General features: G+C 68.6%; 17 protein-coding genes, 1 other RNA gene and 1 pseudogene. 11 read left to right on the top strand and 8 right to left on the bottom strand.

Annotated features, from left to right (window positions below):
* Positions 1 to 149 precede the first annotated feature (149 nt).
* From MEICH_RS0109730 to MEICH_RS0109755, 6 genes are all read right to left on the bottom strand, one after another.
* Positions 150 to 551: a cupin domain-containing protein gene (locus MEICH_RS0109730; protein WP_027892458.1), complete on the bottom strand. Its 402-nt coding sequence runs from the start codon at positions 549 to 551 to the stop codon at positions 150 to 152.
* Positions 552 to 576: 25 nt separating this feature from the next.
* Positions 577 to 2,310: a glycoside hydrolase family 13 protein gene (locus MEICH_RS0109735; protein ID WP_027892459.1), complete on the bottom strand. Its 1,734-nt coding sequence runs from the start codon at positions 2,308 to 2,310 to the stop codon at positions 577 to 579.
* 101 nt (positions 2,311 to 2,411) lie between these two features.
* Entirely contained in the window at positions 2,412 to 3,785 is a 1,374-nt protein-coding gene (locus MEICH_RS0109740; RefSeq protein ID WP_036218479.1) for a sugar ABC transporter permease, read from the bottom strand.
* Positions 3,785 to 5,140 (bottom strand): ABC transporter permease subunit, encoded by a 1,356-nt coding sequence (locus MEICH_RS0109745; RefSeq protein WP_027892461.1) that lies wholly within the window; start codon positions 5,138 to 5,140, stop codon positions 3,785 to 3,787. Before MEICH_RS0109745 ends, MEICH_RS0109740 begins: the two co-directional genes overlap by 1 nt.
* A gap of 290 nt (positions 5,141 to 5,430) precedes the next feature.
* Positions 5,431 to 6,624, bottom strand: a complete 1,194-nt coding sequence (locus MEICH_RS0109750; RefSeq protein ID WP_027892462.1) for a sugar ABC transporter substrate-binding protein — start codon at positions 6,622 to 6,624, stop codon at positions 5,431 to 5,433.
* A gap of 304 nt (positions 6,625 to 6,928) precedes the next feature.
* Positions 6,929 to 7,624: an SDR family oxidoreductase gene (locus tag MEICH_RS0109755; RefSeq protein WP_027892463.1), complete on the bottom strand. Its 696-nt coding sequence runs from the start codon at positions 7,622 to 7,624 to the stop codon at positions 6,929 to 6,931.
* A 174-nt stretch (positions 7,625 to 7,798) separates the two neighbouring features.
* Between MEICH_RS0109755 and MEICH_RS0109760 the strand changes: the two genes are divergently transcribed.
* Together MEICH_RS0109760 and MEICH_RS0109765 are read left to right on the top strand one after the other, a co-directional pair.
* Positions 7,799 to 7,984, top strand: coding sequence for a hypothetical protein (locus MEICH_RS0109760; protein WP_027892464.1), 186 nt, complete (start codon positions 7,799 to 7,801; stop codon positions 7,982 to 7,984).
* Positions 7,985 to 7,986: 2 nt separating this feature from the next.
* Entirely contained in the window at positions 7,987 to 8,637 is a 651-nt protein-coding gene (locus MEICH_RS0109765) for a phosphoribosyltransferase (protein ID WP_027892465.1), read from the top strand.
* 190 nt (positions 8,638 to 8,827) lie between these two features.
* Here MEICH_RS0109765 and ffs read toward each other — a convergent pair.
* Positions 8,828 to 8,927, bottom strand: an RNA gene (ffs, locus tag MEICH_RS27965) — signal recognition particle sRNA small type.
* Between the two features lie 175 nt (positions 8,928 to 9,102).
* On the opposite strand from ffs, the gene MEICH_RS0109770 reads away from it, so the two are divergent.
* From MEICH_RS0109770 to MEICH_RS24450, 4 genes are all read left to right on the top strand, one after another.
* Positions 9,103 to 10,017 (top strand): ABC transporter ATP-binding protein, encoded by a 915-nt coding sequence (locus MEICH_RS0109770; protein WP_027892466.1) that lies wholly within the window; start codon positions 9,103 to 9,105, stop codon positions 10,015 to 10,017.
* Positions 10,010 to 10,807, top strand: coding sequence for an ABC transporter permease (locus MEICH_RS0109775; protein WP_027892467.1), 798 nt, complete (start codon positions 10,010 to 10,012; stop codon positions 10,805 to 10,807). Before MEICH_RS0109770 ends, MEICH_RS0109775 begins: the two co-directional genes overlap by 8 nt.
* 222 nt (positions 10,808 to 11,029) lie before the next feature.
* Positions 11,030 to 11,506: a cyclic pyranopterin monophosphate synthase MoaC gene (moaC, locus tag MEICH_RS0109780; RefSeq protein ID WP_027892468.1), complete on the top strand. Its 477-nt coding sequence runs from the start codon at positions 11,030 to 11,032 to the stop codon at positions 11,504 to 11,506.
* Between the two features lie 129 nt (positions 11,507 to 11,635).
* Positions 11,636 to 12,439 (top strand): AMP/ADP-polyphosphate phosphotransferase, encoded by an 804-nt coding sequence (locus tag MEICH_RS24450; protein ID WP_036218481.1) that lies wholly within the window; start codon positions 11,636 to 11,638, stop codon positions 12,437 to 12,439.
* Here the strand turns inward: MEICH_RS24450 and MEICH_RS0109790 are convergent.
* Positions 12,426 to 13,076, bottom strand: a complete 651-nt coding sequence (locus MEICH_RS0109790; protein ID WP_027892469.1) for a metallophosphoesterase — start codon at positions 13,074 to 13,076, stop codon at positions 12,426 to 12,428. The genes MEICH_RS24450 and MEICH_RS0109790 overlap by 14 nt on opposite strands.
* A gap of 188 nt (positions 13,077 to 13,264) precedes the next feature.
* On the opposite strand from MEICH_RS0109790, the gene MEICH_RS0109795 reads away from it, so the two are divergent.
* The 5 genes and pseudogenes from MEICH_RS0109795 to MEICH_RS29275 all read left to right on the top strand — a co-directional run.
* Positions 13,265 to 14,212 carry a type I phosphomannose isomerase catalytic subunit gene (locus tag MEICH_RS0109795; RefSeq protein WP_027892470.1) on the top strand — a complete coding sequence of 316 codons (948 nt, stop codon included), beginning with the start codon at positions 13,265 to 13,267 and terminating at the stop codon, positions 14,210 to 14,212.
* Positions 14,213 to 14,555: 343 nt separating this feature from the next.
* Complete coding sequence (locus tag MEICH_RS0109800) at positions 14,556 to 15,125, top strand: thioredoxin family protein (protein WP_027892471.1); 570 nt, start codon at positions 14,556 to 14,558, stop codon at positions 15,123 to 15,125.
* A 216-nt stretch (positions 15,126 to 15,341) separates the two neighbouring features.
* Positions 15,342 to 15,872, top strand: a complete 531-nt coding sequence (locus MEICH_RS0109805) for a hypothetical protein (protein WP_051304084.1) — start codon at positions 15,342 to 15,344, stop codon at positions 15,870 to 15,872.
* 9 nt (positions 15,873 to 15,881) lie between these two features.
* Positions 15,882 to 18,614, top strand: coding sequence for a DUF11 domain-containing protein (locus MEICH_RS0109810; RefSeq protein ID WP_027892473.1), 2,733 nt, complete (start codon positions 15,882 to 15,884; stop codon positions 18,612 to 18,614).
* A 215-nt stretch (positions 18,615 to 18,829) separates the two neighbouring features.
* Positions 18,830 to 19,746, top strand: a pseudogene (locus tag MEICH_RS29275) (DUF11 domain-containing protein); the annotation flags it as partial.

The raw sequence follows: 19,746 nt of genomic DNA on the forward strand, positions 1-19,746 counted from the left end.
GGCCCCGGCCTGCACGGCGGCCCGGGCCTGGGAGGCCAGTTCCTCGGGCGTGAGGGGCAGGCGGGGGTGGGCGCCGGGGGCGCGGGCGCCGTTGAGGCAGGCCTGGACCGGGGAGATAGCGGCTTCTGGCGGCATCCCGGACCTCCGGGTCAGCGCAGCCCGTCGAGGTCGGGGCGCAGCACCACGCTCTCCTGCTCGTTGGGGTCGGTGCGGGCCAGCACGGCCTCTACGGGCTCGGTGAGGCTGGGGTTGTAGGGCAGGTGGGGCACCCCGGCGGGGATGTAGACGAAGTCCCCGGCCCGGGCGCTGAGGTGGTGCTCGAGCCGCTCCCCGTACCACATCCCCGCCTCGCCGCTCAGCACGAAGATGGCCGTCTCGTGGTCCTCGTGCAGGTGGGCGTTGGCCCTGGCCCCCGGCGGGATGCTCACCCGGTGCATGCACAGGCGCCGCGCGCCCACGCTCTGCGCCGAAACGGCCCCGCCGTAGCTGAGCCCCTGCTTGCCCCGGTACTCCTCGGCGGCCCGGATCACCCGGCAGCTCTGCTCGCTCATACGCCCTCCCGCATGCCTCAATTTTCTAGCGCTTTACCTTGAAAACGCCCAGCCCCTCGAGCTCCACCCCCCCGGACACCGCCTTGCCCGTGAGCAGGTCGGTGGATGGGGGCAGCTCGAGCACGACCGGCTCGAGCGCCGCGTACACCCACACCTCCTCGCCGGCGTAGACGCGCCGGAAGGAGAGGAGGTTCTCGCTCACCTCCAGCGGCAGCAGCCCGCCGCGCCGCAGGGCCGGCACGCTCTTGCGCAGCCGGATGAGCTGCTTGACCCAGCCGCGCACCTCCTCGTTCCACTTGCGCTTGTCCCAGGGGAAGGTGCCCCGGCACATGGGGTCGCCGTTGAAGTCGTCGCAGTCGTTGGCCTGGCCCAGCCCGATCTCGTCGCCGTAGTAGATGCCGGGGGCGCCGGGGAAGGTCAGGAGCAGGCCCAGCGCCAGTTTGAACTTCTTCACGTCGTTGCGCAGCCGCCACAGCGCACGGGGGATGTCGTGCGAGGAGAGCAGGGTGTACATGGCCTGGCGGGTCTGCAGCGGCAGCGCGGCGTAGTGGTCCCACAGCGTCTGCCAGACCTCGAGCGTGCTCACGTGTACGGGCCAGCCGTACACGTTCATCCCCGACAGCCACTCCATCACCGGGTTGGCGAAGCCGGCGTAGTGCATGGAGCCGTCGAGGGTGTGCTGGCGCAGCTTCTCGGTGGTGTCGAAGAACAGCTCGCCGAAGACAAAGGCCTCGGGGTTCTCCTCGCGGGAGTTGCGGTGGATCAGGCGCAGCAGCTCGGCGTTGCCCCGGTCGGTGCCGCCCTCGCCGATCTGGTGGGCCACGTCCAGCCGCCAGCCGTCGGCGCCCTTGCGGATCCAGTGCCGCACCGGGGCGTGGTAGCCGTCGATCCAGCGCTCGACGGTGAGGGGGTTGGCGTAGTCGAGCTTGGGCAGGGTCTTGACCCCGAAAAAGGCGGCATACGTGCCGTCGGCGTGGAAGGTGAACTGCCCGGCCTCGGGGCTGGTGGGGTCCTTGAGGGCCTTCTGGAAGTCGGGGTGGCCGCTGCCGATGTGGTTGAACACCCCGTCGAGGATGATCTTCATGCCCCGCGCGTGCAGCTCCTCCACCAGGCGGTCGAAGGCCTCGTTGCCGCCCAGCCGGGGGTCGACGTTGTGGTAGTCGAGCGCGTCGTAGCGGTGGGAGGAGGGGGAGGGGAGGATGGGGGTGAGGTAGAGCGCCTCCACGCCCAGGTCCTGCAGGTAGTCAAGCTCCTGGCGGATGCCCTCGAGGTCGCCCCCGTAGTGCTGGTGCGCCCCGAACTTCGGCTCCACCGGCTCATCCCAGCCCTTCTTGACCACCGGCCGCCCCTCGTAGACCCAGTCGGCGGCCTTGGCGTCGTTGGCGGGGTCGCCGTTTTTGAAGCGGTCGGGGAAGATCTGGTAGAACACCGCCCCCACCGCCCACTCCGGCACGCTGGGCTGGGCCAGCAGGTGGAAGAAGCGGTCGTAGCGCGGCATCGCCCCGTGCAAGCCGCCGCTGGTGACGTAGCGCTTCTCGCGCGTGAGGTAGAAGCAGTAGCGCAGCGGCGAGTTGTACACCGGCAGGGTGATCTCGAGCCCCCCCTTCACCGCCTTCAGCGGCCTGCGCTCGATCTCGCCGTAGTGCTCGAGGATCAGATACCCTTCCTTGGCCGTAGTGCGCAGGCGCAGGGTGACTTCCTCCCCCAGCTCCGGGGTGAGGGGATCGACGCAAAAAGGTTCCCAGTCGTGATAATGCATTTGCACCTCGCGTTTTATCGCGTATCGCCGACGGCTGGGAGCCGTCAGCCGTCAGCCATCAGCCATCAGCTATCGACTATCGACTATCGACCTATATCGACCTACTCCTTCACCGAGCCTGCCGTGTACCCCGACACGAAGTACCGCTGGAAGCCGTAGAAGGTGAGCAGGATGGGGATGCTGCCCAGCACCGCGGCGGCGGCGAAGAGGCCCCACTTGGTCTGGAACTGGCCCGTCGTGAAGTTGCGCAGGCCCATGCCCACGGTCCAGCTGTCCGAGCCGGTGAGCAGCAGGTTGGCGAGGATGAACTCGGAGTAGGTGCCCACGAACTGCAGCAGGAAGATGAACACGAACATGGGGGCCGACAGGGGCAGGAGCACCTTGGTGAAGGCCTGCCACTTGGTGGCCCCGTCGATGAGGGCGGCTTCTTCGAGGCTCTTGGAGATGGACTCGAGGAAGCCCTTGTACACCCAGGTCCCGAAGCTCACGATGCCGCCGGAGTAGGCCAGCACCAGCCCCGCGAAGTTGAGGATGGGGTAGCGCGGGTCCAGAAGGCCCAGGTTCGACATCAGGGTGTAGATGGCGATGAGGCCCAGGAAACCGGGGAACATCTGCACGAAGATGAACACCAAGAGCATGGGGTAGCGCCCGGGGAAGTTGAAGCGGGCGAAGGCGTAGCCGGCGGTGGCGGTCAGCAGCACCGCCAGCACTCCGGTGAGCCCCGAGACGAAGAGGGTGTTGCGGATCCACAGCAGGAACTTGGCCTCGGTGTTGGGGCTCGTGAACTGCTCGGGTGAGAGGAAGACGATGAGGAGGAAGAAGGCCACCGCGAAGGTGATGAGGGCGCGGCTTTGCAGCGTGGCCAGGGGCCCGCTCTCCTTGGTGTCCCCCTTCAGCCGGCGGTACCCGGCGATCCCCAGCGCGCCCAGCAGGGCCACCCCGGACACCAGCAGCAGCACCCACTGGTAGGCGTAGATCACCACCCCGTCGAAGAGCTTGAGGTAGTTGTCGAAGTTGGCCTGGGCGAAGTCGGGGATGACGCGGGCCCGGATCAGCAGGTTGTCGCTCTGCGGCGCGCTGAAGCGGTAGAGGCTGTTGGTGGGGTCGAAGGAGGCCGCCACGATCTGCAGGATGGGGTAGTAGGCGAAGAAGAGCATCATCCACATGAACATGTGGACTACGCCCTGCCCGAAGAGCGGCCAGGGGCTGCGCTTGCGCCCGGAGCGCTGGTTGGAGACGGCCGTGATCGCCAGGCTGTACAGCAGGATCAGGGCCACCACCGCCAGCAACCCCCCCACCACGTAGACCCAGCCGTTCTCCACCCGCACGAAGCCGAAGGGGGTGTTGGGCTGGATGCGCTCGAGCAGCCCCAACCCGCCCGGCACCCCAGGCAGGTTCATGCCCCCGATGTAGCCGAACACCACCCATGCGGCGATGCCCGCCGTCACCAACCAGGTCAGCACCCTGCCGATCATCAGCGCACCTCCCGCAAGGCCCCGGTGACCCGGAAGTTAACCAGGCTGATGGCGACGGTGATCAGGAAGATGATCACCGAGATGGCCCCGCCCAGCCCGTAGGCCTGCCCGCCGTCGGCCTGGAAGGCCGTCTTGTAGGCCCAGGTGATCAGGATGTCCCCCGCCTGCGCGGTCGAGGGCCGCCCCTCGACGCCGGGCTGGGTCCCCATGAGGTAGATCAGGCCGAAGTTGTTGAAGTTGAAGGCGAAGGAGCCCAGCAGCAGCGGGATGAAGGGCTGGCGCAGCAGGGGCAGCGTGATGCCGGTGAGGGTCTGCCAGCCCGTGGCCCCGTCGATCTTGGCCGCCTCGTACACGTCCTCGGAGATGGTCGAAAGCGCGCCCAGCGTGGCGGTCATCCAGTAGGGGAAGCCCAGCCACAGGCTGATCAGAAGCGCCGACATCTTGAACCACTCGGGGTCGGTGAGCCAGGGGATAGGGTAGGAGCCCAGCAGCCCCAGAAAGCGGTTGACCGGCCCGAACTGCACGTTGAGCATGGCCGAGAAAACCTGCACGCTGATGACCACCGGCATGGCCCAGGAGATGATCAGCGCCGTGCGGTAGAAGCCGCGCAGCTTGAGGTTCTTGTTGTTGAGCATCAGGCCGATGATCAGGCCCAGCAGTGCGCTGACGAAGACCGTGGACGAGGCGAAGACCAGGTTCCACACGAACACCGGCCACAAGACGGTGCCCGCCTGGCTGAAGATCCGCACGAAGTTCTCGAAGCCGATGAAGGAGTAGGCGTTGACCCGGTAGGCCAGCGTGGGCGTGAAGGCAGGGGCGCGGGTCAGCTCGACGGCGCTGCCCTCGGCCTGCGCCACCGTGACCCGGGCGCGCTGGGTGTCGCTGGTGACCTCGAGCTGCACCCCCGCGCAGTCGGGCTCGTCGCAGCGCAGCGCGTCGGCGGCGGGCTGGGCCAGCACCAGCCGGGTCCCTTCCACCCGCACGATCTGCGTCTCGGTCGAGCGGTCGGCCTTGCCGTTGTTGCGGATGCCGTTGTAGTTGGTGAAGCCGAAGTAGACCGTGAGGATGATGGGGTAGAAGGTGAACGCCAGCAGGAAGGTGATGGCCGGCAGCAGGTAGTACCAGTCGGTGATGAAGGGGAAGCGCCGCGCGACGAGGATGAGCAGCGGGATGAGCGGGATCACCGCGAAGATCAGCACCAGATAGCCGGGGTAGGGGTTGTCGATGGGCCGGGGAAAGGCGGCTTGCAGGCCCCAGAACACCAGCAGGCCGACCACGAAGGAGAGCACCATCGCTCCACCCAGCAGCCCGATGGACATGAGAAAGCCGCGCACGCCCGGAGGGGATTGATACATAGCTGCCTCCTGTAACTGCTACGCCTTGCCGTTATGCGCCTCGAGCCTACCCTTTACCCAAAGCCTTTGCCATAGGGCCCCCGAGGCGCGCCGAGGGGGAAGACGGAAAACCTGTACCGCGGTTCGCTCGAGCGCACGACCGCTCGAGCCGATAGGATGCTCCCGTTTTGCTGGGTCTGATAAGGAAGCCCCGCCTTCTGCTTCGGCAGCAAGAGGCGGGGCTTGTTCAGCACTACCGATCGGGGCGGTTGAAGCGAAGCCTGAGCACGGCGGCTTCAACCTTCAGGGGCTTACCGGCTGCCGATCCCCTTGCGGATCTCGGCCACCATGTCCTCGACGATCTTGTTGACGTTGGTGTCGGGCTTCTGGATGGCCTGGCTGATGGCGTTGCCCCAGGGGCCCCACACCTTGCCCATCTCGGGGATGTTGGGCATGGGCGAGCCGCTGGCGATCACGGGGGAGAACCCGGCCACCACGGGGTCGTTCTTGAGCTTCGCCACCGCGGCCTTGGACACCGGGATGCGGCCGCCGGCCTGGTTGAAAGAGATCTGGCTGTTCTCGGTGATGAGCAGCTTGGCGAAGTTGGCGGCGGCGGTCTTGTTGCGGGAGTAGGCGTTCATCGCCACGCCCTGCACGCCCACGAAGGGCTTCCAGGCCGAGCCGCCGGGAGGGGCGGGGAAGGAGGCGACGCCGAAGTCGATCTTGGCCTTCTTGTAGTCGCCGATGGCCCAGGGGCCGTTGATGATCATCGCCAGCGAGCCGTCCTTGAAGGCGCCGTCAGCCACGCCGTAGTCCACGCCCTCGGGGACGAGCTTGTACTTGTAGCGCAGGTCCTTGATGAAGCCGATGGCCTTCTGGCCGGCCTCGCCGCCCAGGCGCAGGTCGGCGGCGTTGAGGCTGCCGCCGCTGCGGGCGAAGACCGAGCCGCCGAAGGCGGTGAAGAAGCCGTAGTTGAAGTAGGGGTCGCCGATGTTGTAGAGGAAGCCGAAGGTGTTGCCCTTGGTGTTCTCCTGGGCGATCTTGAGGAACTCATCCCAGGTGCGGGGCGGGGTCTTGACGTACTTCTTGTTGTAGATCAGCGCCACCGACTCGGCGAACATGGGCAACGCGAAGAGCTGGTTGCGGTAGGTCAGGGCGTCGACGGCGACGTCGTTGAGGCCCTGCACGTAGCTGGCGGTGGTGTACTTGCCCATGGGCTCGAGCACGCCCGCCGCGGCCATCGCGCCCACCCAGTCGTGCGGGATGCTCACGATCAGGTCGGCGGCCTGGCCCTGCGGGGCGCCGAGGATGAACTTGTTCTGGATGTCCCCGAACGGCACCTCGACCACTTCGACCTTGGTGCCGCTGCCCTTCTCGAAGGTAGCAGCCGTCTTCTTCAACCACTCGAGCTCGGGGCCGCCGTAGTGCGTCCATACCGTCAGCTTCCCCTGAGCCATTGCCAGGCCCATGACGACGCCCAGCGCGACAAGCCAGCCTTTCCTCATACTTCCTCCTCAGTACAGACGCGGAGCATGGGAACGCTTCCACGGCGTTTCCAAAATTTCCTTAGCGCGTCACGCAAATCTTACACGCCCCACCATGAGACGTAAAGAGGGACAAAGTACCCGCGGCATGGCGCCGACTTTGGCCTGACGCCAGACAACGCGGGGCGCCTCATACCGGATTCAAAAGAATGATCGTCCAAGCCAAAAACCCCCAGGGGCTATCTTTTTGAATCCCAGAGCACACCCCTCCCTGACGGCCGGCGAAGAAAGCGTCTCCCTTCGGCCGGACTGACCGAATCGGGTATTACTTGCGTGGCGGACGGGCCGGGCGCAGCTCGAGCTGCCCCGGCATCACCCGGGGGTTGCTCTGCAGCACGTACAGTACGGCCTCGGCCACGTCCTCGGGCTGGATCTTCCACTCGGCCTCGGCGCGGTTGCCGCCGAAGGCGGTGTTGACCGAGCCCGGCAGCACCGTGCTCACGCGGATGCCCAGGTAGCGCAGGTCCTGCATGGCCGCCTCGGAGAAGCCGATCAGGCCGAACTTGCTCGCGTTGTAGGCGCTGCCGCCCGCGAAGGCGTTCTTGCCCGCCAGCGAGCCGATGTTGACGATGTGGCCGCCGCCCCGCCGCTGCATGGCCGGTACGGCGGCCCGGGTCGCCAGGAAGGGCCCGGTGAGGTTGGTCTCGAGCACCCTCTGCCACTCCTCGGGGCTCAGCTCGTGCACCGGCTTGAAGACGCCCACGCCCGCGTTGTTGACGAGGTAGTCCAGCCCGCCGAAGCGCTCCTCGAGCCGGGCCACGGCCTGCTCGAGGTCGGCCAGCCGGGTGACGTCGCCCGGCAGGGCCAGCGCCCCCTCGCCGAACTCGGCCGCGGCGGCCTCGAGCCTATCCCGGCTGCGGGCCAGCATCCCCACGCGCACCCCCTGCGCCACGAGCTGCCGCGCGATCTCCTTGCCGATGCCCTCCGAAGCCCCGGTGACGAGTGCGACCTTGCCGTTCATGGGTGAATCCTATCGCACTCTTCGCCTGCGTCGCTCCCGGGCGCTACCCGCGGGCGCAGGCTCCGTGCCGTGGGGCCGGGCATCGGCCGCCAGTGGCTGCTCGGGGCCTGTAGGACAAAAGAATCTTGAAGCCCTTCCCCCGCTCCGCTAGCCTGAAAGCCAGAGGAGGAGGGTATGAAAGGCGTGCGCGGGGTTCGCATCGGGCCCAACTTCACCATCTTCCTGTTTTTCTTCGCGGTAGCGCTGCTCGAGGCTTTGAAGGAGCACCACTGGCTGACGGCGCTGTTCTGGCTAGCCTGCGGGCTGATGTTCTTGTGGGTGGACTCGAGGAACGGCAGCCTCAAGCCCCCCCAGGCCTGAGCATGCGGCCGGAGCGCTTCGCGGACCGTCACGAGGCCGGGCAGGAGCTGGCCGGGGCGCTGAGCCGGTACGCCCGCCGCCCCGACGTGTGGGTGCTCGGGCTCCCGCGGGGCGGGGTGCCGGTGGCCTACGAGGTGGCGCGCGCCCTGGGCGTGCCGCTGGACGTGCTGGTCGTGCGCAAGCTGGGGGCTCCCCGGCACGAGGAGCTGGCCGTGGGGGCCATCGGGCCCGGCGGGGTGCGGGTGCTGAACCGGGAACTGGCCCGGCACCTGGGGGTCGGGCCGGAGGAACTCGAGCCCATCGAGCGCCGGGAGCGGGCCGAGCTCGAGCGCCGCCAGCAGGCCTACCGCGGCCAGCGCCCCTTCCCCGACCTGAGCGGCAAGACCGTGATCCTGGTCGACGACGGCCTAGCCACCGGGGCCACGATGCGGGCGGCGGCCCTGGCGGTGCGGGCGATGCACCCCGCGCGGGTCGTGGTGGCCGTGCCGGTAGCCCCCCCCGACACCTGCGAGGCCTTGCTCGAGGTCGCCGACGAGGTGGTGGCACTGCGCCAGCCCGATCCCTTCCAGGCGGTGGGCCTGTGGTACGAGCACTTCCCCCAGACCTCCGACGAGGAGGTGCAGGACCTGCTGCGCCGCTGTGGGAAAGGTTAGAAGCCCCCGGCGAGGAGCGGTAAGCCGTCAGCGGTCAGCCGTCAGCGAAAAGCTCATGGCGTGTGGTTTACCCCCCCCGGCCCCCCTTGCTAAGGGGGGTGAAGAAGGGGCGTTTTGCGTTCGGCGTTTTGCGTCTCGCGTACGACGTAGGACGTACGACCCGCGCTTAGCGTCCGGAATCGACAAAAAAGCGTCCCCGGCTTCCCGACGGCACCCGCTCTGGGGCGCTTATGGCTGCTTCCTTCCGGACCTGACCAGGTTCACGCTAGAGCGCCGCGTCGGACCGAGGACGCGAACTCGAGTGTAGGGGCAAAAGGGGTTTCTGGCAAGGGCGAGGGTCCTTGGGCGGGATAAGCGTCCTCCAGGACGGGCCTGGGGCCCGCCGAGCGGCGGTTTTTGCGTGGGGCGTTACCTCAACGCTGGGTAAAGGATGAGAATGTGAGCCCGCGCCATATACTGTGGGGCGTGGCTACAGCTCCTGTGCAAACCGAAAGCTTAAGCCTCGAGGCCATCGGCCTGGGCAAGCGGTATGGGCGCAAGCCGGTGCTCGAGGGGGTGAGCTTCGGGGTGGCCCCGGGCGAGGTCTACGCGCTGGCCGGCCCCAACGGCAGCGGCAAGACCACCCTCATCCGCATCCTCACCGGGCTGGCCTTCCCCACCGCCGGCACGGTACGCATGCTGGGCCAGGACCTCTACGAGGGGGGCTGGTCGGCCCGCAAGGCCCTGGGCGCGGTGGTGGAGGCCCCGGCGGCTTTTTACCCCCACCTCACCGGGCGGCAGAACCTCGAGATGCAGGCCTACCTCAGCGACCTCAACGACCCCGAGGTGCGCATCCGCGAGGTGCTCACCCGCCTCGAGCTGCTCGCCGTGGCCGACCAGCGCGTGGGCACCTACTCGCTGGGGCAGCGCCAGCGCCTGGGCCTGGCCGCGGCCATCCTGCACAAGCCCAGGGTGCTCATCCTCGACGAGCCCACCAGCGGCCTCGACCCCCAGGGCATCACCCGCGTCCACGAGATCCTGGCCGAGCTGGCCTGGGAGGGAACAGCCGTGTTCCTCTCGACCCACCACCTGCGCGAGGTCTCGGCCTACGCCGACAAGGTGGGCATCCTGGGCGGGGGGCGGCTGCTGGAGGAGGTCAAGCTCGACGCCAAGGGCGAGCGCTACCGCCTGCGGGTGGACAACCCCTCGATGGTGGCCTCCTTCTTGAAGTCGGTGCCCGGCGTGGAGAACGTCGAGCTGCGCACGCTGGACGTGGTGTTCGAAGGCTCGCCCAACGTCGCGCTGGCGGCGGTGGTGCGCGAAGGGTATCAAGTGCGCTTCCTCGAGCCCGACTACTTCGACCTGTACGAGTACTACCGCGAGAGGGTGAGGAATGCTTAGGGTTCTGCTGTGGGAATTGGGCAAACTCGTGCGGCTGCGCTCGGTGCAACTCGGCCTGGCAGCGGCCTTGCTGCTGCCGATCCTGTGGGCCTTCGCCCCGGGGCTGCGGCAGTTGTACAAGCTCGAGCTCGTCTCGGGCTGGCAGGTCCCGGCGCTGGCGCTGATCACCGGCATGGACTTCCTCTTCCCCTTCCTCACCGCCATGGCCGCGGCCGAGGTGCTGGGGAGTGAGGTCTCGCTGGGCACGCTCAAGTCGGTGCTGCTGCGTCCGAGCCCGCGCTCGAGGCTGCTGTTCGCCAAGCTGCTCACGGTGCTCTTCTACCCCCTGATGCTGGTCACGGTGAGCCTGCTGGGCTCGCTGCTGATCAGCCTGATCGCCTCCGTCTTCGACCCCCGCTCCTTCGGGCTGGGCTCCTTCGCCGGGGGGACCGGGCTGGGGCCGGGCAGCTTCGGCGGGGTGGGCATCCTCTCGCCGCTGGCCGCCTTCGGCGAGGTGTTCCGCGCCCACGTGCTCGCCGCGATGGTGCTGTGGCCCATGGCCGCGCTGGCCCTGCTCTACTGCACCATCTTCCTCAACACCACCTCGGCCGCGCTGGCGGCCATCTCCACCATCCTGCTCATGCGCCTGCTGGTGGCCTTTCCGGCCATCACCCCTTTCCTCCTCACCACCTACCTCGACCTCTACCTCCGCTCCGGCACCGACATCACGCTGGGCCTCTCGCTGCTGTTGATCTACACCTTCGGCTTCGGGGGGCTGGCGCTGCTGATCTTCGAGCGGAAGGACGTGTAGGGCCTGATGGTCGATGGTCAATAGCCGATAGCTGATAGCCGAAAGCGAAAGGCTGTGGTGAAAGGAACCCCTCTCCGCCAGCGTCGAGGGTCTAGGGCCGGGGGCCAGGGCGTCTCGCATCTCGCGTTCGGCGTTGGGCGTTCGACGTTAGGCGTATTGCGTACGACGCAGGGCGTACGACCTCGGCTACCGACCGTTGCCCATCGGCGCTAAGCTCTTCCTATGAGCAAGCTGACCCACTTCGAAGACGGCAAACCCCGCATGGTGGACGTGAGCGAGAAGGCCGCCACCCTGCGCACGGCGACGGCGGAGGCCACGGTCAAGCTGCTCCCCGAGGCGGTGCGGGCGCTCGAGGAGGGCGGGGTGGGCAAGGGCGACCCCCTGAGCGTGGCGCAGCTCGCGGGGATCATGGCGGCGAAGAAGACCGGCGAGCTGATCCCGCTGTGCCACCCGCTCCCCATCACCTCGGCGGACGTGAGGCTCGAGTTCCGCCCTGAAGAGGCCCTGATCCACGTCACGGCGACGGTGAAGACCAAGGCCGAGACCGGGGTGGAGATGGAGGCCATGACCGCCTGCGCGGTGGCGGCCCTCACCGTCTACGACATGCTCAAGGCGGCGAGCAAGGGGCTGGAGATCACCGACCTGCGCCTGCTGCACAAGTCGGGGGGCAAGTCGGGGGAGTGGCGGCGCGAGCCTTGACGCCCTCTCTAGAGGCGCTGTTCCGGTGCTCGAGCGGGGGTAAAACGCCCGCCCGTCCGGGTGTTCGTAGCCCGCGGCACGGGGCCGGGAACCCGCTTCGCGCAGGTGCTCGCTTAGAATGACCCTCGAATGAAAAGCTACCGCGTCCCTAAGGGCGGCAAGTTCAGGCTCTCCGGGTTCGACCCCGACGACACCAGCGAGTTCAAGGGCGGCAAGGAGGAGGCGCTGGTGGAGACCGGACAACTGCGCGCCCGGCTCGAGCGCCTGCAGGAATTGCTCTACGCCGAGAAGAAGCACAAGCTCCTGATCGTGCTGCAGGCCATGGACGCCGGCGGTAAGGACGGCACCGTTCGCGTGGTCTTCGACGGGGTCAACCCCACGGGGGTCCGGGTCGTCAGCTTCGGCGAGCCCACCGAGCACGAACTCGCCCGCGACTACCTCTGGCGCGTCCACCGCCACGCCCCGGCCAGGGGGGAGATCGTCATCTTCAACCGCAGCCACTACGAGGACGTGGTGGTCGCGCGGGTGAAAGGGCTGGTGCCCAAGAAGGTGTGGCGGCGGCGCTACCGCCACATCCGCGAGTTCGAGCGCATGCTCACCGACGAGGGCGTCACCCTCCTCAAGTTCTTTCTCCACATCTCCAAGGACGAGCAGAAGCAGCGCCTGCAGGAGCGCCTCGACGACCCTCAGAAGCGCTGGAAGTTCCGCCGCAGCGACCTCGAGGACCGCGCGCGCTGGGACGACTACCAGGCCGCCTACGAGGACGCCATCGGCGAGACCAGCACCGGCTACGCCCCGTGGCACGTCATCCCCGCCAACCGCAACTGGTACCGCAACTGGGCGGTGAGCAAGGTCATCGTGGACACGCTCGAGGGCCTGGACATGAAGTACCCCGAGCCCGAGGAGGGGTTGGCGGGCCTCAAGGTCGAGTAGAGGCCTCGGTCTCGAGCTCGATGAGGGTGTACTCGAAGGCGTTGACCACCCGCACGCCTTCGGGCGTGACGTACTCGCGCCGGGGCTGGGCCTCGTAGAGGTGGACGTGGCCGTGGACGTGCAGGCGGGGGCGGTAGAGCCGGTGGAAGAGCTCGAGCGCCTCCGAACCCCGGTGGGCGAAATCGGCCCCCGCGTGGGGGCCGGGGGGCGGGGCGTGCGTGAGCAGGACGTCCACCCCGTGCCCCTTCCGCAGGCGACGGGGCCCGAGGAGGGGCAGCCAGGAGTAGAAGCGGGCCTTGGCCTCGCCCTCCCCGTACTGCCCCGCGCCGCGGTTGTTGTAGCGGGGCACGCCCCCCCAGCCCGCGATCTTCAAGCCCGCGACCTCGAGGACGCGCCCGTGCGCCGCGATCGCCCCGCCCGGGGGCGAGAGGTTGCCTAAGTAGTCCTGCACGTACTCCTCCTTGTGGTTGCCGTGCACGTAGACCACGGGCACCCTGACCTTGGTGGCGACGAACTCCATGTAGCTGCCCGGCAGATCCCCAGCGGCCAGCACCAGATCGAAGGGGGGCAGGTTGTCCGGAAACCGGGCCTGATGAATGAACGGATGGATCTGATCGGAGATCGCCAGAATTCGCACGTTTGCGTCTATTTGGATTGTATAGCACTTCGCGAAAGAGGGTTGACCCCACCCCGTCCCTCCGGGCCGGCGTCGAGGGTCGAGGGCCAAAGCATTTTGCGTACGGCGTAGGACGTACGACGTACGACCCGCGTCCCGCGTTCGCCCCTCGACCTCCCAGCGCCCCGCCGCGATAGACTGCCCTTCATATGGAGACCATCGCCCGTATTTCCGTGCTGCCCCTCGCCTCCCGCGACGTCGAGCGCGTGTGGGGCGGCCAGAGGCTGGCGCCGGGTGCCCCTCAGCCCGTGGGGGAGCGCTGGCTGGCCTACGACGAGAACCCGGTGTCGGGGGGGCCGTTCGCCGGGAGGCGGCTGGCCGACGCGCTCGAGGAGCTGGGCGGGGAATTCATCGGGAGCGTGCCCTTCGAGCGCTACGGGCTGGAATTGCCGTTGCTGGTCAAATTTCTCGACACCGCCGAGTGGCTTTCGGTGCAGGTCCACCCCGACGACGCCTACGCCCACGCCGTCGAGGCCGGCACCGGTTTTCACGGCAAGACCGAGGCTTGGTACGTGCTCGAGGGGGAAGGGGAGGTCGTGTACGGGCTCGAGCACCCCGCCGACGCCGCCACGGTGCGGCAGGCGGCGCTCGACGGCAGCCTGTGGCCCATGCTGCACCGCGAGAGGGTGCGGGCCGGGCAGGTGGTGTTCGTGCCCGCCGGGACCGTCCACGCGCTGGGGCCCGGGCTGCTGCTCTACGAGGTGCAGCAGCGCTCCGACCTGACCTACCGCCTCTACGACTACGGGCGGCCCCGTGAACTGCACCTCGAGAAGGGCCTGGCGGTGTCGCGCCTCGAGCCCACCCCCATCCCCAGCCCGCAGCCCAGCGGCAACGTCCTGCTGGCCTCATCCGCCTTCGTGCTCGAGCGCTACGCCGTGCAGGGCGCCCATCGGCTGCAGGCCCCCGAGGAGAGCTTCCTGCTGGTCACGCCCATATCCGGCTCCCTGGCGTGGGCCGGAGGCTCCCTGGACTGGGGCGAGACGCTGATGGTGGGCGCGGGGAGGAGCCTCGAGCTGAACGGGGAAGGGGTCGTCCTGGCGGCCTACGTGCCGTCGCCGCAGCGGCTCGAGCAATTTCCCCCGGCAGTGCGGGTCTGATCATGAGGGAGTGGGGTGGGGCGAACGCTGAACGCCGATAGCCGATAGCCGATAGCCGGGCGCGGGGTGCGGGTCGTACGTCGTACGTCCTTACGTCGTACGCAAGACGCGAAACGCGAAACGCGAAATGCCAAACGCCAAACGCAAGACGCAAGACGCAAAACGCCTTGTCACCCCCCTTAGCAAGGGGGGCTGGGGGGGATACCCCTCCCCGCGGGCGGGGAGGGAAGGGGAGGGGCAACCACGAGCCACTAGCCTTTCGCTGACGGATGAAAGCTGATAGCTGACGGCTGAAGGCTCACCGCTCCCTACCTCCCTCTGCCGCTCGCGCTACAATTGCCCCATGCTGCACTACCCCGAGCTGTCTTTGGGAAGCGACCTGATTGATGCGGAGTTGCCGGGCCTCGACGGCAGGGCGGTGAGGCTTTCGAGCTTCAGGGAGCCCTTGCTGGCGGTGGTGTTCATGTGCAACCACTGTCCTTACGTCAAGGGGTCCGTCGCCGAGCTCGTGGCGCTGGCTCGAGGGTTCTCCGGCCAGGTGGCTTTTGTCGGGATCAACCCCAACGACTACGGCCGCTACCCCGAGGATTCTCCCGAGGCCATGCGGGCTTTCGCTGAGCGGCACGGCATTCCTTTCCCCTACCTCCTCGACGAGAGCCAGGAGGTGGCCCGGGCGTACCAGGCCCAGCGCACCCCGGAGGTCTTTCTATTCGACCGGCAGCGCAAGCTGCGCTACCACGGGCGGGTCAACGACACGCCCAAGAACCCCGAAACGGTCACGGAGCACACCCTCGAGCTCGCCCTTCGCGCCCTGCTCGCCGGGCAGGAGCCCCCGCTGGCCCAGGCTCCGGCGCTGGGGTGCAGCATCAAGTGGAAGCCGGGCTACGAGCCCGCCATCCAGATCCAGCGCTAGAAGCCGTTTCCGGGTGCGGTTGAGCCCCCGTCTCGTGCGGCCTGCAAAGCTCATGAGCGTGTCCTGAGTGGGTGAAATCCGCTCACGGGCGCTTGGAGCACCCCCGATGAACCCTGTCAAGCCTTGTGGCTTGATGTTTATTTAACACAAGCGCCTTTTCAGCCCGCTGCTACACTCACGGGCGCAGAGGCATTTGGCCTCGCGGCGAGGAGACAGATGAAGCGGCTGTGGGTGATGATTTTCGGGCTGGTGGCAGCTTTGGCGTTCGCCAAGGACCCCCTGGTCATCGAGGCCAAGACCTACCGGGTCGTGCAGACCCAGCAGGACGGCAAGACGGTGGAGCGCCTCGAGGAAGCCCTGGGCGTGAGGCCCGGGGACGTGCTGGAGTTCCAGTACGAGGTCAGCAACACCACCATCGACCCCCTGCGCGGGGTGGTGGTCACGGTCGATCTGGTCAAGATCGGGGGGCTCAACCCGGACGGTTCCAAGGCGCTGGCCTACCTGCCCGCCACCGCCAGCGTGCTCAAGCTCGGGGAGGTCACCTTGACCCCCGACTTCAGCTACGACGGCGGCCGAACCTACGGCAAGGCTCCGCTCCGCCGCAAAGTCAAGCAGCTCGAGGGCGGGAAAGAGATCGAAAAAGAGGTGGAAGTCCGGCCCGAGGAGTACACCCACGTGCGCTGGGTCATCCCCCAGCTCGCGGCCAATTCCAAGGTCCTGCTCAAACTCCGCGTCACGGTCCGATAAGGGAGGAACATGAAACGACTTCTCAGCGTCTTCGGCATCTTGTTCGCTTTGGGATTGGGGGTCGCGCAGAGCACCCCGGCCGGGACGAGCATCCAGAACCAGGCTTCGGCCACCTACCTGGACTCGGCCAACCAGAGCCGTACCACCACCTCCAACCAGGTGGTGACGGTGGTGCAACAGGTCTACGCCTTCACCATCACCCCCGACGGCACCACCGCGGCCCCCGGCCAGAGCCGCAACGCCCTGCCGGGCGCCCAGGTCATCTTCGCCTACACGGTGGTCAACACCGGCAACGGCGACGACACCATCAGCCTGGCTACCGCCCAGGCCAGCAGCGGCGACAACTTCGACCTTTCCTCGGTAAGCATCGTCCGTGACAACAACTGCGACGGCACCGTCGACCCCGGCGAGCCCACCGTCACCAGCGTGGCCCTCACCCGCAGCGCCCCGGACTCCCAGGCCTGCGTGCTGGTGCTGGGCACCATCCCGGCGGGCCAGGCCGACGGCACCACCGCCCTCGTCAACCTCCAGGGCACCTCCACCGGCGGCGGCACCGACACCAACAACTGGGCCCAGGCCGTGGCCAAGACCGCGGCGGCCCTCGACGTCACCAAGTCGGCCAGCCCCAGCGGCGTGGTCAGCCCCGGTGCGACTATCGTCTACACCGTCAGCGGCCAGAACCGCGGCGGCAGCGCGGCCAGCGGCGTGAGCGTGAGCGGCCTGGCGGGCACGGGCATCCTCGTCGCCGACCCCATCCCTGTAGGCCTCACGGTGAGCAGCCTGCCGACGGGGACCGCGGGCGCGGGCACCGTGCAGATCGTGAAGTCCACCGACGAGGGCGCGACCTGGTCGGCGCTGGTGGCCGGTAACCTCCCCCTGACCGGGGCCGACGCCGACAGCGACAGCACGCCGGACGTCCTGGTGGGCATGTACGTCTCGGGCAGCGGCGCCTTCTTCCCGCAGAACGCTTCCTACACCTTCAGCTTCAGCGCCGCGGTCCCCGCGAACGCGGCCCAGGGCACCATCTACCGCAACACCGCCACCGTGCGCTACAGCGACGGCAGCGCCCAGACCCTCACCTCCAACACCACCACCAACACCGTGGGCGCGAGCTACGGCGTGGCGGTCGGCCCGCTGAGCTTCCCGGCGGGTGGCGCCAGCGGCACCTACGCCTCCGGCGGCTACACCATCACCCGCAGCGGCGACAGCCAGAGCGTGGCCTCGGTGTACTCCGGCACCAAGGTGATCTTCCGGCACACCCTGCGGAACAACGCCAACACCGCCGACAGCTTCAACCTCGCCCGTAGCGCCCCGCCCAGCGGCTGGGTCTGCGCCCTGACCCAGACCGACGGCACCCCCATCAGCGGCCCGGTGGGCCCCTTCGCGGCCGGCGCGACCTTCGACTTCAACCTCGAGTGCACCGTCCCGGCTTCCTCGGTGGGCACCCTGCCGCTCAACCTCACCGTCAGCGCCACCTCGGTCAGCGACAGCAGCAAGACCGACTCCACCACCGACACCGTCACGGCCGTGGCGGCGGGCTATGCGCTCGACCTCGCCACCCACGGCAACGCGGGCGACGGCAACGCCGCCAACGACAACCCCGCGCCCCAGAGCACCAACCCCGGCAGCACCCTCAACCTGCCCTTCGACGTGCGCAACACCGGCCAGGTGGCCGACACCTACAACTTCAGCGCCTCGCTGCCCTCGGGCTGGGGCATCGCCTACTACCCCGACGCCGACTGCGACGGCCTGATGGACAGCCCGCTGCCCGCCCCCGTGACCAGCAGCGGCCTGACCAACCCGGCCACCACCAAGTGCTTCATCGCCGTGCTCAGTGTGCCCGCCGGGGCGGCCCCCGGGGCCAACCCCGTCAGCGTCACCGCCACCAGCACCACCGTCCCCGACGGCCTCGACGGGGTGGCGGGCAACGCCGACGACGTGCGCGACACCATCAGCACCACCGTCACCGTCAACGAGGTGCGCGCGCTGGTCTTCGACCCCGACCGCGCCGGCACGGTGACCACCCCGGGCACCATCGTCTACACCCACAACCTCATCAACAACGGCAACGCCAGCGCCACCGTCTCCATCCCGGCCTTCACCTCGGCCTACGGCTGGACCTACCAGTTCTCCACCGACAGCGGGGCCACCTGGGCCGGCAGCGTCTCCGGGCTCACTGTGCCCGCTGGCGGCACCCCGGTAGTGGTTCAGGTGCGGGTCATCGTGCCCGGCGGCGAGCCCGTCGGCCGCAGCGAGGCGGCGACCCTGACCGCCACCGCCACCTACCCCAGCAGCAACACCGCCTCCGACAGCGTCACCGACACCACCACCGTCATCGCAGGCGACCTGCGCCTGGAGAAGAGCGGCGTGAGCTACGTGGGCGATGCCGAGACCACCGTGCGCGACGGGGCGGCTGCGGTGGCCTACCCCGGTGACCGCATCGTCTACACCGTCACCGCCACCAACATCGGCACGGGCAACCTGAGCTTCGTGCGCATCTCCGACCCGCTGCCCTCCTACACCACCTTCATCTCGGTGAGCGCCAGCGTGAGCGGCGTGAGCGGCACGGTGCTCTACTCCACCGACGGCACCTCCTGGAGCGCGACGGCGCCCTCGAGCCTGCCCACCGCCGGCGTGATCTACGTGGGCGTGGACACCAACGGCGACAACACCATCAGCGCCGCCGACGTCCTGCCCCCGGCTGCCCAGGTCGTCATCGTGTTCAAGGTACGGGTTCAGTAATCCCGGACCGTCCGACCGTCCCCCGCCCACCTGGGCGGGGGACCGGGCTTACCGGGAGCGCCCGCGGGGTGGGGAGGGGCCCGGAAAAGCCCGTGCTGGGGAAGCCGGAGGGCGCCTCGAGCGCCCCCAATGCCCGTGGGGAGAGCCCGCAGGCGTTACGCGATGGTCAACTTTGGCAGTTGTAACGGCCCCTTTCGGGCAAGATTAGGAAGGTTGTGACGAAGCCTCTGCGACTTCTGACCGTTGTGCTGCTGTTCGGCCTGGCCTGGGCGCAAAGCCCGGCCGGGACGGTCATCCGCAACCAGGCTTCGGCCACGGTGGGCAGCGAGGCCTACCTCTCCAACGTGGTGGAGACCGAGATCCTGCCGCTGTGCGCCCCGTCCCTGACGCCCAACGGGACCCCCACCGCCCCCGGCCAGCGGGCGGTGGCCCCGGCGGGGGGCTTCGCCTACTTCGCCTACCTCTTACAGAACGTGGGGAACGCCCCGTTCGAGTTCGGCCTTTCCTGGACCCAGCGACCCACCTCCTGGACCCCGGCGGTCGCGCTCTACCACGACGTCAACGCCAACGCCCAGCGCGACCCCGGAGAGCCGGCGATCGACCGCGTGACCCTGGCGCCCGGGGCTTCGGCGCGGCTGGTGCTCGAGGTGCGCCTCCCCGGCGACGCCAGCGGCCAGCTCGACCTCACCCCCGTCGCCGCCTGCCCCTCGGGCGCCCGGGACGCCGAGAACTACGCCCGCGTGGTGGTGGGCAGCGGGGCAGCCCTCGACCTCGACAAGTCGGCGGAGCTCGAGCAGGTGGAGCCCGGCGGCGAGGTGGGCTTCACCGTGCGCGTGCGCAACAGCGGCTCGCAGGCCACCGGCGGCGAGGTGCTCGTCAGCGACGCGCTCGACGCCCCGGCCCTGGCCGGGCTGCGTTACGTCGCGGGGTCGGCCCAGGCCCCCAAGGGGGTGCTCGAGTACTCCGCCGACGGGCTCACCTGGAGCCCCACGCCGCCCGTGCAGGTCAACCGCCTGCGCCTGCGCCTGGCGGGGCTCGAGGCGGGCGAGCAGGCCTACTTCACCTTCCGCATGCAGGCCGACGCCCAGGCCGCGCCGGGCCCGCGGGCCAACCTGGCCCGCGCCCAGGGGCC

Source organism: Calidithermus chliarophilus DSM 9957, from assembly GCF_000430045.1.
Lineage (GTDB): Bacteria > Deinococcota > Deinococci > Deinococcales > Thermaceae > Calidithermus > Calidithermus chliarophilus.